The sequence below is a fragment of the Sulfitobacter sp. G5_S2_6_S6 genome (genome assembly GCF_054968505.1).
Genome location: NZ_JBQKUI010000012.1, coordinates 49,259 through 63,611 on the forward strand (window position 1 = coordinate 49,259; position 14,353 = coordinate 63,611).

The 14,353-nt window shown below is 61.6% G+C and carries 14 protein-coding genes; 7 read left to right on the forward strand and 7 right to left on the reverse strand.

All coding sequences use genetic code 11. From position 1 onward, the window contains the following. Positions 1 to 25 precede the first annotated feature (25 nt). Both ACTRWK_RS15860 and ACTRWK_RS15865 read right to left on the reverse strand, forming a co-directional pair. Positions 26 to 673: an NAD(P)H-dependent oxidoreductase gene (locus ACTRWK_RS15860; RefSeq protein ID WP_288960228.1), complete on the reverse strand. Its 648-nt coding sequence runs from the start codon at positions 671 to 673 to the stop codon at positions 26 to 28. 124 nt (positions 674 to 797) lie between these two features. Next, on the reverse strand, positions 798 to 2,348 hold the full coding sequence (locus ACTRWK_RS15865; protein ID WP_289081653.1) for an AMP-binding protein: 1,551 nt from the start codon (positions 2,346 to 2,348) through the stop codon (positions 798 to 800). 201 nt (positions 2,349 to 2,549) lie between these two features. Here ACTRWK_RS15865 and ACTRWK_RS15870 point away from each other — a divergent pair, with 201 nt between their 5' ends. Both ACTRWK_RS15870 and ACTRWK_RS15875 read left to right on the forward strand, forming a co-directional pair. Further along, complete coding sequence (locus tag ACTRWK_RS15870) at positions 2,550 to 3,416, forward strand: bile acid:sodium symporter family protein (protein WP_289081654.1); 867 nt, start codon at positions 2,550 to 2,552, stop codon at positions 3,414 to 3,416. Between the two features lie 10 nt (positions 3,417 to 3,426). Further along, a complete protein-coding gene (locus tag ACTRWK_RS15875; protein ID WP_289081655.1) occupies positions 3,427 to 5,082 on the forward strand; it encodes an FAD-binding dehydrogenase in 1,656 nt (551 codons plus the stop codon). 10 nt (positions 5,083 to 5,092) lie between these two features. Here the strand turns inward: ACTRWK_RS15875 and ACTRWK_RS15880 are convergent, their stop codons facing one another. Continuing rightward, positions 5,093 to 5,728: a TetR/AcrR family transcriptional regulator gene (locus ACTRWK_RS15880; protein ID WP_289081656.1), complete on the reverse strand. Its 636-nt coding sequence runs from the start codon at positions 5,726 to 5,728 to the stop codon at positions 5,093 to 5,095. A gap of 213 nt (positions 5,729 to 5,941) precedes the next feature. Here ACTRWK_RS15880 and ACTRWK_RS15885 point away from each other — a divergent pair, with 213 nt between their 5' ends. Both ACTRWK_RS15885 and ACTRWK_RS15890 read left to right on the forward strand, forming a co-directional pair. Continuing rightward, positions 5,942 to 6,970 carry a YeiH family protein gene (locus ACTRWK_RS15885; protein ID WP_289081657.1) on the forward strand — a complete coding sequence of 343 codons (1,029 nt, stop codon included), beginning with the start codon at positions 5,942 to 5,944 and terminating at the stop codon, positions 6,968 to 6,970. Next, the gene (locus ACTRWK_RS15890) at positions 6,970 to 7,845 is read left to right on the forward strand and encodes a LysR substrate-binding domain-containing protein (RefSeq protein WP_289081658.1); all 876 of its coding nucleotides are present in this window, start codon (positions 6,970 to 6,972) and stop codon (positions 7,843 to 7,845) included. Before ACTRWK_RS15885 ends, ACTRWK_RS15890 begins: the two co-directional genes overlap by 1 nt. A gap of 9 nt (positions 7,846 to 7,854) precedes the next feature. On the opposite strand, the gene ACTRWK_RS15895 is transcribed toward ACTRWK_RS15890, so the two are convergent. Next, complete coding sequence (locus ACTRWK_RS15895; RefSeq protein ID WP_289081659.1) at positions 7,855 to 9,123, reverse strand: GAF domain-containing sensor histidine kinase; 1,269 nt, start codon at positions 9,121 to 9,123, stop codon at positions 7,855 to 7,857. A 197-nt stretch (positions 9,124 to 9,320) separates the two neighbouring features. Between ACTRWK_RS15895 and nthA the strand changes: the two genes are divergently transcribed. From nthA to ACTRWK_RS15910, 3 genes are read left to right on the forward strand one after another with little or no spacing between them, the layout of a single operon-like run. Next, positions 9,321 to 9,947, forward strand: coding sequence for a nitrile hydratase subunit alpha (gene nthA / locus ACTRWK_RS15900; protein WP_037953442.1), 627 nt, complete (start codon positions 9,321 to 9,323; stop codon positions 9,945 to 9,947). After that, entirely contained in the window at positions 9,944 to 10,606 is a 663-nt protein-coding gene (gene nthB / locus ACTRWK_RS15905; protein ID WP_289081660.1) for a nitrile hydratase subunit beta, read from the forward strand. Before nthA ends, nthB begins: the two co-directional genes overlap by 4 nt. Next, entirely contained in the window at positions 10,603 to 10,929 is a 327-nt protein-coding gene (locus ACTRWK_RS15910) for a nitrile hydratase accessory protein (protein ID WP_184584047.1), read from the forward strand. Before nthB ends, ACTRWK_RS15910 begins: the two co-directional genes overlap by 4 nt. A 40-nt stretch (positions 10,930 to 10,969) precedes the next feature. Here ACTRWK_RS15910 and ACTRWK_RS15915 read toward each other — a convergent pair whose 3' ends face one another. The 3 genes from ACTRWK_RS15915 to ACTRWK_RS15925 all read right to left on the reverse strand — a co-directional run bounded on the left by ACTRWK_RS15915 (position 10,970) and on the right by ACTRWK_RS15925 (position 14,060). Beyond that, on the reverse strand, positions 10,970 to 12,280 hold the full coding sequence (locus ACTRWK_RS15915; protein ID WP_005848709.1) for a TRAP transporter large permease: 1,311 nt from the start codon (positions 12,278 to 12,280) through the stop codon (positions 10,970 to 10,972). Further along, entirely contained in the window at positions 12,277 to 12,825 is a 549-nt protein-coding gene (locus ACTRWK_RS15920; RefSeq protein ID WP_009824216.1) for a TRAP transporter small permease, read from the reverse strand. The genes ACTRWK_RS15915 and ACTRWK_RS15920 overlap by 4 nt, the downstream gene beginning before the upstream one ends. An 83-nt stretch (positions 12,826 to 12,908) precedes the next feature. Beyond that, on the reverse strand, positions 12,909 to 14,060 hold the full coding sequence (locus ACTRWK_RS15925; RefSeq protein ID WP_037953440.1) for a C4-dicarboxylate TRAP transporter substrate-binding protein: 1,152 nt from the start codon (positions 14,058 to 14,060) through the stop codon (positions 12,909 to 12,911). Between the last annotated feature and the right edge of the window lie 293 nt (positions 14,061 to 14,353).

Below are 14,353 nucleotides of genomic sequence, written 5' to 3' on the forward strand. Positions count from 1 at the left end.
TGTTCGCCCCTTCGCCCCGCAACAATCAGTCGATATGGGTGACCAGCGTTTCCGCGGATTTGCGTACCTTTTTCATCGGGGCCAGCCAGTCGGATTCCGCATCGCGGTAGCCCAGAGGCAGCAGGATCACCGACCGCAGGCCGCGCTCTTTAAGGCCCAGAATCTCGTCTACCTTCGCTGGGTCGAAACCCTCCATCGGGGTGCTGTCGACCTCTTGTTCAGCGGCGGCAACCAGTGCCACCCCAAGCGCGATATACGCCTGACGCGCGGCATGGGCGTAGTTTACCTCGGCATCGCGGGGCAGGTAGTTGTTTTTCAGGTTCTCGTAATAGGCGCTGAGCAAGGGCAGGTCGCCACGGGCTTCGACATTCAGATCGGTGACCGCGTCGATGCGGTCTTTGGTGTAGTTATCCCACGCCGCGAACACCAGCAGATGTGACCCTTCGGTGATCTGCGTCTGGTCGCTGGCGGCTTTCTGGATCTGCGCCAGCTTGTCGGGGTTGGTCACGACCAGCAGCTCGAAGGGCTGGGTGCCGCTTGAGGTGGGGGTCATGCGGATGGCTTCGACGATGGTGTCGACTTTTTCCTGAGGGACTTTCTTGGACGGGTCCATCTTCTTGGTCGCATAGCGCCAGTTCAGCTGCTCTAGTAGGGTGCTGGTCATCGTGATCATCCTGTTTTTGGCCGCCTCGGGGCGGCGTGTGTACCGGCGCGATGTAGGAATCCCCGCGCCCCAACACAAGGAGACCGGCGCACTTTGCACCGGTCCCTGTTGGTGTTGGGGCGTCAGGTCAGGGTCAGATCGACCGGCCCGCCCCGTCCCAGTAGGGCGCACGCAGGCGGGGTTTGAAGATCTTGCCGCTGTCTTCGCGGGGCAGGGCCTCGTGGAAATCGACGATCCGTGGCGCTTTGAATCGGGCCAGTTTGCCGTCAAGGAAATCAAGCACCTTCTGTTTGTCGGCGCTATGCCCGTCGGCCAGTTCAACCGCCGCGACGATCTGTTCGCCAAATTCGGGGTCAGGCGCGCCAAAGACGGCGACATCGCGGATGAAAGGCGCGCGCATCAGCACCGCCTCGATTTCGGCGGGAAAGATATTGGCCCCGCCCGAGATGATCATGTCTTTCTTGCGATCCGTGATGAACAGGAACCCGTCCTCATCCACCGATCCCAGATCCCCGACAGAGAAATGCCCGTGCTTTTCAGCCGAGGCGCGGCTTTCGGGATCGTTGGAATAGTCGAACCCGCCGAAGGCATCCATGCGGGCATAAATCTCGCCCACCTGACCGGCGGGCAGCTCGTTCCCTTCGGGGTCAAGGATCATCAACGTGCCGCCCATCTGCATCCGCCCTGCGGTGCCGGGCCGTGCCAAAGCGTCTGCCGAGGATACCATCGTCATGAACCCGATCTCTGTCGCGCCGTAGCTTTCCCAGAACACAGGCCCCCACCAGTCGATCATCGCTACTTTCAGGTCATGTGGCCACGGTGACCCCGTCGAGACGCAGAATTCCACCGAGGACAGGTCGTATTTCGCCTTCACCTCTTGGGGGAGCTTTAGCATCCGGCTCATCATGGTGGGGACCAGATAGATATGGGTAATGCGCTGAGCCTCGATCGTGGCGAGGAAGCTTTCGGGGTCGAACTTGGGCGCGACAAAGGTCGACACGCCCGGGGTGACCAGCGCGGCAGAGGTCAGCGTTGATGGTGCCGAGTGATAGATGGGCGCTGCCGTAAAGAACCGCGAGCCGGGTTTGAGCTGCAACATCTCGGTGCCTACGCGCGAGAGCACCTCTTCAAAGTCGCGCTTGGGCCCGCCCCCCAAACGCCGCACGCCCTTCGGCTTGCCGGTCGAGCCCGAGGTATAGCGCATCAGCGGGCGCATCATCTCGCGCGGGGTGATGGGGTCGGCGGCATCTACCAGCGCGGACCATTCCGGTGTCTCGGGGTCGGTTTTTGCGGCGGCGTCATCAATGCCATAAGCTTGACGCAGCGCGGTATCAGGGGTGACCGCGATGACCGTGCGCCCTTCAAGGGCGGGGCGCAGCGCGTCGATCAGGTCACGGTGGATGATCACGAACTGCGCGCCGCTGTCGTCACAGATGGCGCCGGCCTCTTCTGCCGCAGCGTGCCAGTTCTGCGCCACGATGACCGTGCCGGCCATGGCCGCAGCGCGCATGACTTCGAGCTGGGTAAGATCGTTGCGCATGATCAGCGCCACAGGCACATCCGCCCCCGCCCCCAGACGCGTCAACGCCGCAGCGCCCTGCGCCGCGCGCTGTTCAAACGCCTCTCGTGCAAGCTTGCGATCAAAATCCGCAATCACCGTATCCGACATTAGATGTACTCCCATCGTGCCAATGCCCGCCCGCCACCTTCGGGCGCGCAGGTTGTTTCGTTCCCTTACGCTAAGGTAACCTTACTTTGGGGAAGGGTCCATCGGGGGCCCGTGCGCGACGTTACGGCAGAGCGGATTTCTCTTAGGTGAATCGGCACTTGACGGCTATACCGGAAATATATTCTGTTTTTCACAGATGTCTTGGGAGGGATAATCGTGGATGTACTGATTTCGGTCGTCTTGCCGCTTGGCTTGGCGTTTATCATGTTTACCTTGGGTGTCGGGCTGACACCTGCGGATTTCGCGCGTGTCGGGCAGCGGCCGCTCGCGTTTTTCATCGGGGCGCTGAACCAAAGCATCCTGCTGCCGCTCGTGACCTTTATCTGTGTGCTGGGCTTCGGCATCCGCGCGGAAATGGCTGTGGGGTTCATGATCTTGGCGGCCTGCCCCGGTGGGGTGACCAGCAATGTGATCTCGAAGCTGGCGAAAGGGGATGTGGCGCTGTCGGTGTCGCTGACGGCGGTGATCAGCCTTGCCAGCGTGGTGACCGTGCCGCTGATTTTGGGCCTGTCGATGGGATATTTCATGGGCGATGCGGCGCCCGCGATCGACATCACTAAAACCGCGGTCACCATGTTTGCCCTGACGGTGGTGCCGGTCACGCTTGGCTTGGGGGCGCGGGCGATGGCCCCTGCCGCGATGACCCGGGCCGAGCCTAAACTGAGCGCGGTGGCGACGATCCTGTTTGCGGTGATCGTGCTGGCGGCGCTGGCGGCGAATTGGGCGCTGTTTGTGGAAAATATCGTGGTGATCGGGCCCGCGCTGCTGGTCTTGCTGGCCGCGCTGACCACCATCGGCTTTGTCGTGCCGCGTCTGCTTGGCCGGTCGGTGACCGAGGCCAAGACCATCTCGGTCGAGACGGGGGTGCAGAACAGTACCCTGGGGATCGCCGTTGCCGCGATCATTGTCGGCGGCGAGGGTGGGTTCACCGCCTATGCGCTGCCGTCGGCTGTTTACGGTATCCTGATGTATCTGATCATCCTGCCCGTCGTTTTGAAATACCGCCGCATCGGCACAGCGTAAGGAGCTTTGCATGAACACCTCTGACGTTATTATCGTGGGCGGCGGTCTGGCCGGACTGGTCGCCGCAGCCGAACTGGCTGATCGTGGTAAACAGGTCACTCTCATCGATCAGGAACCCGAAGCCTTTCTGGGCGGGCAGGCCTTCTGGTCCCTTGGCGGGCTGATGCTGATCGACAGCCCCGAACAGCGCCGGATGGGCATCAAGGACAGCCGCGAACTTGCGCTGCAAGACTGGATGGGATCGGCGCAGTTCGACCGACCCGAAGACGCATGGCCGCGCAAATGGGCCGAGGCCTATGTCGATTTCGCCGCAGGCCCGATGCGCAGCTGGTTGTACGATATGGGAATGCGGTGGTTTCCCGTCGTGGGATGGGCCGAACGCGGGGGCAGCTTTGGGTCGGGTCACGGCAATTCGGTGCCGCGCTTCCACCTGACTTGGGGTGTTGGGCCCGGAACAATGGAACCATTCGAACGCCGCGTGCGGGAACATCAGCAGGCCGGTCGCATCACGCTTAAATTCCGCCATCGCTGTTCGCATATCATCATGGAAAACGGTGCCGCGGTCGGTGTCTCGGGCGAGGTGCTGGCGACGGACGGGGCATCGCGCGGGCAAAAGACCAACCGTGATATCGTGGGCGATTTCGAACTGCGCGCGCCCTCTGTCGTTGTTACCTCTGGCGGGATCGGCGGAGATTTCGAGCTTGTGCGCAAGTCATGGCCGACGGCACGTCTTGGGCCCGCCCCGAAAGAGATGATCGCCGGCGTACCCGCCCACGTCGATGGTCGCATGATCGCCATCAGCGAGGCGGCGGGCGGCCAGCTGATCAACAATGACCGCATGTGGCACTATACCGAGGGCGTGAAGAACTGGGACCCGATCTGGCCCAACCACGGTATCCGTATCCTGCCCGGCCCGTCGTCGATGTGGTTCGATGCAAAGGGCAACCGCTTTCCCGCGCCGTCGCTGCCGGGGTTCGACAGTCTGGGGTCTTTGAAGATGATCCTTGATACGGGCTTTGATTATTCGTGGTTCATCACGACGCAGAAGATCGTGAAAAAGGAATTTGCCCTGTCAGGGTCAGAGCAGAACCCCGATTTCGCCGACAAAAGCTGGGTCAAAGTCTTGCAGCAGCGTATCCTGAACAAGGCCGCGACCCCCGCCGTCGAGGCCTTTAAGGAGCATGGCGAGAATTTCGTCGTCGCCCAAACATTGCCCGAGCTCATCGCCAAGATGAACGGGATGGAGGGGAATGATCTGTTGTCGCTTGACAAGATCGAGGCCGAGATCAGGGCCCGCGACATGCAGGTCGACAACAACTTCACCAAAGACGCGCAGATCATGGCGATCCATGCGGCGCGGAACTATCGCGGCGACAAGCTGCAACGCACGGCCAAACTGCACAAGATCCTCGACCCTGAAAACGGCCCGTTGATCGGGGTCAAGCTGAACATCATCACGCGCAAAACTCTGGGCGGGTTGCAGACCAATCTTGACAGCCAGATGCTGGATGCCTCTGGCACGCCGATCCCGGGGCTGTTCGCGGCAGGCGAGGTCGCCGGTTTTGGCGGCGGTGGGTATCACGGGTATAACGCGCTTGAGGGGACGTTTCTGGGCGGCTGCATCTTTTCGGGGCGGCAGGCGGGGCGGGCGGATACGATCGCCTGACCCGCAGGCGCTAATCCGACAGGTATTGCGCCAGATAATGCTCAAGCACTTTGGTCAGCTCTTGCGAATAGGGGCGAGAGCTGCGCCGATCCGCCTGCGCCGCGACCAGATCTTCCATCGCAAGGGAGATCTGGATCGTGGTTTTGGCCACCACCACGGGATCGCCGCCCTGAAACCCGTCGGCACCGCTTTCCCATCTGTTGCATAGAAAGCGGACCAGATCATCGTGGTCGTCATCCTCGATCGCGAGCGGCCCGCGTTTCGTCGCGAAATGCAGCAGCAGCGGGCGGTAGTAGGGATGCCGCGCCAGATAGCTGCGCTGCACATCCAGCACGGCACGCAACCGGTCCCGCCATGTCGTATGGGCGTGAACATCATCAAGGCTGGCAAAAAGCTTGGCGCGTAATTCATTGGCGGTCTGCGAATAGAGCTCAAGCAGCACGTCATCAAGCGTGGGAAAATACCGATAGATAGAGCTGACAGGCACCTCGGCACGGGTCGCGATGGCGGTGGTGGTCAGGTTTTGCAACCGGTTTTCGGCCAGCAGCGCGGCCGTGGCGTTCAGGATGACATGCACGCGGATCACCGCACGCGACTGGCGCGGCGTTTCACGGGTCCGCAGGGGGCCAAAGATGATCGGGACCATGGGTTTCCCTTTCTGCGCAGCGATGCCGGTTTCGGCAGTCCCTTAACGATAGGGGCGCAGAACCCCAAGCGTAAAGAGAGACGCTGCATCAAGCGACTGCCACGGCCTATCCAATCAATCACATTTTGCGATCGTTTGGATAATTATAATCCGTTGGATTGATGTATCGGAATGGCCGATAGTGCAGGGGACACGACGATACTTAGGCACGCTATGACTGATACGACCCTCTCTGACCTTGTCCACGCTGATACACCCACGCCATCGATCTGGCCGGGTCTGGCGCTCGCCGCCATGATCGCCGCGCTGGCCTTTGCGCTGCGGTATCTGCCGGGGGTGGGGATGCTGAGCCCGTTGATCCTCGCGATCCTTCTGGGCATGGCGCTGCGCAACACCCTTGGCACGCCCGAGGTGGCGAAGGCAGGGCTTGCGATCAGCATGCGACCGGTGTTGCGGGCGGGGATTATCCTGATGGGGTTGCAGCTGACACTGGGGCAGGTTGCGGCTGTCGGCTGGGTGGGGGTCGCGGTGATCGCGCTGTCGCTGGTGCTGACCTTCGGGTTCACCACATGGCTGGGCCGCGTGCTGGGGGTGGATGCCAAGCTGACGCAGTTGATCGCGGCGGGCACGTCGATCTGCGGGGCCTCTGCCGTGATCGCAACCAATACCGTAACCCGTGGCCGCGACGAAGACGTCGCCTATGCGGTGGCCTGCGTGACGATTTTTGGCTCGCTCTCCATGATCCTGCTGCCCTTGGCCGAAAACTGGTTGACCCTTGGCCCGCGCGGCTTTGGCCTTTGGACCGGTGCGTCGATCCACGAGGTCGCCCAGGTCGTCGCCGCCGCCTTCCAGCGCGGAGAGGAGGCCGGCCAGTTCGGCACGATTGCCAAGCTCACGCGGGTGATGATGCTTGCCCCGATGATCCTGTGTCTGGGCGCGTTTGCTGCGCGGCGGCGTCAGGGGCAAGGCGGTGGCGGCAAGGCCCCGATCCCGTGGTTTGTTTTCGGTTTCATTGCGATGGTCGGCGTGGCCTCGACCGGATGGGTACCGCAGGCGGTGCTGGACCCCGCGACCGCTGTGACGCAATTCCTGCTGGCGATGGCGCTTGCGGCGATGGGGCTTGAGACCGATCTGCGCAAACTTGCCGCGGCGGGGGGGCGTCCGGCCTTGCTGGGGGCGGCGGCTTGGGTCTTTATCATGGGGGTCAGCCTTGCGCTGATCATCCTGACGGGGGCCGCCTGATGACACTGGACCAGTTGCGCATATTCGTTGCCGTGGCAGAGCGTGAACACATGACCCGCGCCGCCGAAGCATTGAACCAGACCCAAAGTGCGACCAGCGCTGCCATCGCCGCGCTGGAAGAGCGTCATAACCTGCGCCTTTTTGATCGTATCGGGCGGCGGATTGTGCTGACCGATGCGGGGCGCGATTTTCTGGGCGAAGCCCGTGCCGTTCTGGCCCGCGCCGCCATCGCCAGCCAGCGGCTGGATGATCTGGCGGGGGTGAAACGCGGCAGGTTGCGGCTTGCGGCAAGCCAGACGGTCGCGAACTACTGGCTGCCCGCGGTGATCGCGCGGTTCCGTGGGGCGCACCCCGAGATCGCGCTGACGGTGCGGATCGGCAACAGCGACGACGCCGCGCGCGCGGTCGAGACGTTGCAAGCTGACATCGGCATTATCGAGGGGGACTGCCAGCTCACCACACTCCGCGCTAAGGCGGTGGCGGGGGATACGCTGCGGCTGGTGTTCCCAAGCGGTGCCGCGGGGGGCGATCTTTCGCCCGAACGCTTGCGGCACACTCCTTGGATCCTGCGTGAAGCAGGCTCAGGCACGCGCGACAGTTTTCTGCAGTGGCTCGGGCGGCAGGGTTTGGGGCTGGAGGATCTGGAAAGCACGCTAGAGCTTCCGTCAAACGAGGCGGTGTGTAGCGCGGTCGAAGCGGGCATCGGTGCCGCGCTGCTGTCCGATCTGGTGGTCCGCCGGTCGATCGAGGCGGGGCGGATGGTCGACGTGCCCATCGACACCCCGCAACGACAGTTTCACATCCTGACCCATGCCGAACGCCAGCCAAGCGCGCTTGAGGCCCGGTTCATCGACCACGCCGAGACAAGCGCATAAGCGCGCCTCCTAGATAAGCTTCTGTCGCGCATCAGGGACAGTGGCGGGTGCCATCTTGGCGGCCTGAATCATCGCGGTCTTGCACCGCCACGCGGGCAGGCGGATGACGGCGCGGCTGTGATCCGCTTCTGCGTGGACCTCGAAATCGCCGCCGTGCATCTCGACCAGCTTGCGGGTCAGGGGCAGCCCCAGACCCAGGCCGCCCTTGGTCGCGCGGTGGTCCAGCGACCCGCCCACGACAAAGGGTTTATAAAGTTCCGCCAGTTCGACATGTTCGTCGAAATTGCCGTTGTCTCGCACCGAAATCTCGATATTCCCGTCCATGTCCTGAAACGTCTCTAGGCTGATGTCGGTCCCGCCGTGCATCACGGCATTCAACACCAAGGCCGTGACGGCAAGCTCGATCTGCTCGGCGTCCACATGCAGCGTATCCAGCATCACAGTATCACGGAGCGTGACCGTTTTGGCTGCCACATCCGTGGTGGGGAACTGCAACCCTGCAACCGCGCTCAGGATCGCGCCAAGGTCGCAGTTTTGTTCGTTCAACCGCAGCTCGCCGGTGCTGGCGTTACTATAGGACAGGATCGTTTCAATCAGTTTCGTCAGGTGATCCACCGACCGACGGGCCGAATGGATCAGCGTGGGGTTAGTACCGGTGCTTGCTGTCGCCTCCAACAGCTTGAGACTGCCGAAAAGCACGGTCAACGGCGTGCGCAACTCGTGCCCGACCAAGGTCAGGAAGGCTGATTGCGCGGTTTTATCCTGCTGCACCTCGGGGGCTTCGGGTTGGCTCCGCTCTAGTGCTGCAACGACGATACGACCCAGATCGGTGAGCAGGGCAATCTGCTTTTCCGAAGGGTATTCATGGGGCTTCAGGTCCAGCGCACACAGGCTTCCAAAGCGGTGACCGGAGGAGAGGATAAGCGGCACACCCGCGTAATAGCGCGCCTCCGGCCCGCCCTTGGCGACCATCGGGTGCCGTTCAAAGCGGGCGTCCTTGCTGAGGTCGGGCACGATCATCGGCGCATCGGACATAATGGTGTGCGCACAAAAACCGGTGTCCTTGGGCATCGGGTCCAGATGCATGCCAACAACGGATTTATACCACTGGCTGTCCTCTTCGACCACGCTGATATGCGCAATCGGGCAGTCGAGCAGGGTGCGCGCCGCCTCGCATATCGTGTCAAACAACGCTTCGTTTTGTGCGGTCAGTCCCGGAATATCAAAAACGGCGCGCAGGCGGGCTTCTTCGTTAAAGGGGATCGGATAGGTTCTCATGCGGGGCTCCTTGGCTTTGGGTCAACTTGGTTAACAAATTAGGCATTCCTGCGGTCGCTTCGTGTCAGGACGGGGGGATAAGTAAGGTATGTTGACGTCACGGAAGTCACGGTGGGCCGCCCACACATATGGTGGTTTCCAATCGCGGCGTTCCCTCCTATCGTTGCATCAACACGCAGGGCGAAGGGGGCGGAACGATGACATCCCACGGGCATGATCACGACGGCGATCATTCACATCTGACAGAAACCGAGGCGCGGGTGAGGGCGCTGGAAAGCCTGCTGAGCGCTAAGGGCTATATCGACAGCGCGGCGGTGGACCGTATCATCCAGACCTACGAGACCAAGATCGGCCCACGCAACGGCGCGCATGTGGTGGCGAAATCATGGGTAGAGCCGGAATTCGAGGCATGGCTAAGGCGCGATTCCTCTGCAGCGATCCATTCGCTTGGGTATCATTCCCGTCAGGGCGAGCATATCGAAGCGGTGTTCAACTCGGACGAGGTGCATCATCTGGTCGTCTGCACGCTGTGCTCTTGCTACCCGTGGTCGGTGCTGGGGCTGCCGCCGACGTGGTATAAATCGCCTCCCTTCCGGTCGCGGGCGGTGATTGATCCGCGTGGGGTGCTGGCGGAGTTTGGCGTGACCCTTGATCCGGCAACGCGGGTCGAGGTGCATGATTCAACCGCCGAGATCCGCTATCTTGTGATCCCGCAGCGCCCCGCAGGAACCGAAGGCTATTCGATGGAACAGTTGGCCGATCTGGTGACCCGCAATGCGATGATCGGGACAGGGCTGGCGCGCGCGCCGCAGGTGGCATCATGAACGGCGGCGCGGACCTTGGCGGGATGATGGGCTTTGGCCCCGTGGTGCAAGAAGAGGACGAACCGCTGTTTCACGCCCCCTGGGAGGCCCGCGCGCTTGGTATCGTGGTGGCGCTTGGGGCCTGCGGGCAGTGGAATATCGATGCTGCGCGATCCGCGCGCGAAGATATGCATCCGGGCGATTATACCCGCACGCCCTATTACGCGATCTGGCTGAAAGCGGCCAAGCGGTTGATGGTGGAAAAGGGGATGCTCACCGAGGCAGAGATCGCGCAATCGGTGCCGCTGACCCCCGCCGCGCCGATCAAACGCAAGCTTGCTGCCGAAGATGTCGACGCCATGTTGGCGGCCGGTGGTCCGGCGGATCGGCCCGCAACAGGGACCCCGGCCTTTGCCGTCGGGGATCAGATCAGAACGATCAACAACCACCCCACAACCCACACCCGCATGGCACGCTATGCCCGCGACAAGATCGGGACGATCACCAAGGTGCACGGGTTTCACATCTTTCCCGATAGCAATGCGCAAGGGCAGGGCGAGGATCCGCAATGGCTGTATCAGGTGGCCTTCTCGGCGCGCACGCTTTGGGGTGATCAGGCGCGCGCGGATGACAGCGTGACCCTTGATCTGTGGGAACCCTATCTGAGGACCATATCATGACCCTGCCCGATCTTTCGCTATTGCCCGATATTGCGCTGTCGGATGACGAACCGGTGTTTGACGCGCCGTGGCAGGCGCAGGCCTTTGCGATTGCGGTGTCCCTGCATCAATCGGGGGCCTTCACATGGGCCGAATGGGCGCAGGCGCTGACCGCAGAGGTGCATTCAGGGACAGAGCGTGACTACTACCAGCACTGGCTGACCGCGCTGGAAAAGATCGTGGCGCAAAAGCAGCTGACAACGGCGGGCGAACTGGCGGCATGTAAAGACGCATGGCACGAAGCGGCGGCGCGGACGCCTCACGGGCAGGCCATCACGCTGTGAAGGCCTCCGGCGCGGAAATCTCCGCGCCGGAGGCGATGTCTTAGCGGCCGACCCAATCGGGCAGGAACATCACGATATCGGGCACGGCGATCAACGCTGCCACGATCAACAGATCAACGATGACGAACCAGAACACGCCCTTGAAGATCGTGGACAGCGACGCGGTATTGCCGACCACGCCTTTGATCACAAAGACGTTCATCCCCATGGGCGGCGTGATCATCCCGATCTCGAGCAGTTTGACCAGCACCACACCGAACCACAGCAGGCTATAGCCCGTCTCTTCGACGATGGGCAGAACGATAGGCAAGGTCAGCAGCATCGCACCGACGGGCTCCAGCATCATGCCAAGCGCGAGATAGACGCAAACGATGCCGATCATAATCAACAGCGGCGCGGCACCAAAGCCCAGGATCGCATCGGACAGCGCGTCCCCGATCCCCGACAGCGCCAGAAAGCGTGTCAGCAGGCTGGCCCCCACGGCGATGATCAGCAAAGCGGCGGTGGTGGTCAGCGTTTCGGTGATCGCCATGCGCAGCGCCTTGAACGTCAGCGTACGGTACAGCAGGGCGACAATGGTCGACAGCATGGCCCCGATGGCACCCGCTTCGGTCGGGGTGAACGCCCCGCCAAACAGACCCGCGAACACACCGATCACGATCAGCAGCACCGGCCATGTCTGACCCAATGCCTTGATCTTCTCCGCGCGCGTCGCGCTGATCTGGACCGGAGGTGCGAGATCAGGGTTCATCTTCACCCGCACGAGGATTAGCACGATATAGGCGACCAGCGTGATCACCCCGACCACCAGACCACCCAGGAACAGGGCACTGACCGACTGACGCGAGATGATGCCGTAAAGGATCATCAGGATCGATGGCGGGATCAGGGCCCCAATGGTCCCCGCCGCGGCAACGGTGCCCGTCGCCAGTTCGGGGCTGTACCTGTGACGCACCATTTCAGGCACCGCGATTTTACCCATCGCCGCAGAGCAGGCGACCGAGGATCCGGTCACAGCGGCAAAACCCGCGCAGCCAAAGACTGACGCAATCGCAAGGCCGCCCGGCAGGCTCGACAGCCAGATCTGTGCGGCGTTGAACAGCCCCTGCGTCAGCCTTGTGTGATAACAGATGAACCCCATGAACAGGAAGGCGGGGATAGAGCTCAGCACCCATGAATTGGCAAAGCTATAGGGCACGATCCCGAGGCTCCCCCAGGCGATGTTCCAGTTGAACATGGACCAAAGCCCGCCAAAGGACACGGCGATCAGCGAGATGCCAATCGGGATACGCATCAGGATCATCGCCAGCAGGATCGCGATAAAGATGCCTGCGATTTGTAACTCGGTCATTGTGCGTCTCCGCCGGCTAGATAGGGGTCTTCAACCTGCAAGGCGTTCAACCCGTGGGGGCGGCCGGTAAGGTGACAGATGAATTTCCACGCGGCGACGATCGACATCAGGCCAAAGCCCAAGGGCAACGCCAGATAGGTGGGCCATGTGGTCACCTTGCCGCCTGCCTCGATCGAATAGGAGCCGCCGATAAATTTCGCCAAAGCCTCGTCTCCGGTGCGGATCGCGACGGTGGCGGTCACGATGCAGGTCAGCAGCAAGGCCAGCCCCGCGAGAAAGCTTTGTACTTTGGTGGGAAACCTTTCGACCAGCAGTTCAACCGCGATGTGGCTGTCGTTTTGCTCCACCGCGGCGAGAGGCAGAAAGGCGATCGCGACCATATAAAAGGCCGAGACGTAAAGAATAGTAGAGTTCAGCGGCGTATCGAACGCAAAGCGCATGACCACGTCGATGGTGACATGGGCAACCAGCATCAGAACAATGATACCAGCCAGCGAAGCGGTCAACGTGATCACCGCAGAGATCACTGACGCGATAAGTTTCATCGGAGTATCCGTTTGCAAAAAGGGGCCGTCGGGGGGCCACGCGCATCGGCGCGGCACCCCGTTGTGATCAGCGGATGGGCGGCTTACTGCGCGTAAGTCGCTGGGTCCACTTTGGAAATCACCTGATCCCAGATCACTTGGTTCAACGCGTCAGCGCTGTCCACGTCGACCACCAGATCGTTCCACTTGGCCAACAGCGGCTCGAAATCGGCGGCGATTTCATCGGCCCGCGCAACGTCGTAAGTGTCTTTGAACAGGGCGGAAACGGTCTTGAGGTCCTGACGGCTGAATTCTTTGACCGCTGCCAGCAGCTCTGCGTCGGGCTCGTGGATGTTGATCCCGGCCCCACGCGCATGTTCGATCGCCGCGGCATCGTCAGTGTAGAAATTCCATGTGGTATGCGCCGTCATCTGGCTGCCACCCCACAGCAGGGCTTCGCGCGATGCGTCGTCCATGCCCTTCCAGCGGTCCGCATTCACATTCGCCGAGGAAACGCCCGCAAAAACACCGCCCGGTACGGCCAGCGTGATGTCGGTGACGACCTCGTGCAGGTTGTAGTTTGTCAGCTCGGGCGCGGACAGCATGGCGCAGTCGATGATGCCTTGATCCAGCGCTTCATAGGCTTCGGAAACGGGCAGACGCACGCCTTGGGCGCCGAAAGCTTCGGCGAAGCGCACGAAACCGGCACCACCGGCACGCAGACGCAGACCGTTCAGATCTTCGACGGAGGTGACTTTGACGTCCTTGCACAACAGGTTGTACAGCGGGGTCACGCCGCCACCGGTATAGACCTGATTTTGTGCGCTATATTCTTCCAGACACTCGGGGCATTTGGTGAAGGTGTATTCGACCATCGCGCCGGTGAAGGCCAGCGGCTCTTTACCTGTGGGTTCTTCCACAAGGTTCACCAGCAGGTTCATCTCGTGCAGGAAGAGGTTGGTCGAATATTCCGCCGGATAGTAGGGCGGCAGCACAAAGCCGACATCCGCCAGACCGTCGCGCACACCGGGCGAGGTTTCAGGCAGGCTCAGCAGCGACATCGCGAAACCGGTTACGTCGACTTCACCGTCAGAGCGTTCGGCCACGGCTTCGGCATAGGCGTCAACGGCCAGACCGATGGCAGAGTTATTCGGATAGCCGTAGGCAAAGTTCAGACGCTCTTTCGCGCTGGCCTGACCGGCGATGGCAACAGCAGCGACCAATGCGGTGACTGCGACGGATGATTTATAAGTCATGTATGTCCTCCCAAACATATATTTCGGGTCAAACAACCGCGCAAAACGCGTGGTTGCCCCTTGATTTTCGGTACTCGGTACACCGTCCATTCCCACGGTCTGATGTGTTGAACCTGTGATTTCCCGGCCCAACATTCCGAGTAGTATGTTACTCTCGTAACAGGGCGCGCAGGTGTCAATAGCTGTCGGTGATGTAAGTGCGCTAACGGATAATTACGGGGGGTCCGCTGACGCAACGGCTTGTCACAACCGTTTTTTTCGGCTCAGTATTCACGCCACACGGGCAAAACCCC

What these genes read in the sequence shown, in the direction of transcription:
- ACTRWK_RS15860 (WP_288960228.1), bottom strand. Translation starts at nt 673, where the DNA reads ATGATCACGATGACCAGCACCCTACTAGAGCAGCTGAACTGGCGCTAT.
- ACTRWK_RS15865 (WP_289081653.1), bottom strand. Translation starts at nt 2,348, where the DNA reads ATGGGAGTACATCTAATGTCGGATACGGTGATTGCGGATTTTGATCGC.
- ACTRWK_RS15875 (WP_289081655.1), top strand. Translation starts at nt 3,427, where the DNA reads ATGAACACCTCTGACGTTATTATCGTGGGCGGCGGTCTGGCCGGACTG.
- ACTRWK_RS15880 (WP_289081656.1), bottom strand. Translation starts at nt 5,728, where the DNA reads ATGGTCCCGATCATCTTTGGCCCCCTGCGGACCCGTGAAACGCCGCGC.
- ACTRWK_RS15885 (WP_289081657.1), top strand. Translation starts at nt 5,942, where the DNA reads ATGACTGATACGACCCTCTCTGACCTTGTCCACGCTGATACACCCACG.
- ACTRWK_RS15890 (WP_289081658.1), top strand. Translation starts at nt 6,970, where the DNA reads ATGACACTGGACCAGTTGCGCATATTCGTTGCCGTGGCAGAGCGTGAA.
- ACTRWK_RS15895 (WP_289081659.1), bottom strand. Translation starts at nt 9,123, where the DNA reads ATGAGAACCTATCCGATCCCCTTTAACGAAGAAGCCCGCCTGCGCGCC.
- nthA (WP_037953442.1), top strand. Translation starts at nt 9,321, where the DNA reads ATGACATCCCACGGGCATGATCACGACGGCGATCATTCACATCTGACA.
- nthB (WP_289081660.1), top strand. Translation starts at nt 9,944, where the DNA reads ATGAACGGCGGCGCGGACCTTGGCGGGATGATGGGCTTTGGCCCCGTG.
- ACTRWK_RS15910 (WP_184584047.1), top strand. Translation starts at nt 10,603, where the DNA reads ATGACCCTGCCCGATCTTTCGCTATTGCCCGATATTGCGCTGTCGGAT.
- ACTRWK_RS15915 (WP_005848709.1), bottom strand. Translation starts at nt 12,280, where the DNA reads ATGACCGAGTTACAAATCGCAGGCATCTTTATCGCGATCCTGCTGGCG.
- ACTRWK_RS15920 (WP_009824216.1), bottom strand. Translation starts at nt 12,825, where the DNA reads ATGAAACTTATCGCGTCAGTGATCTCTGCGGTGATCACGTTGACCGCT.
- ACTRWK_RS15925 (WP_037953440.1), bottom strand. Translation starts at nt 14,060, where the DNA reads ATGACTTATAAATCATCCGTCGCAGTCACCGCATTGGTCGCTGCTGTT.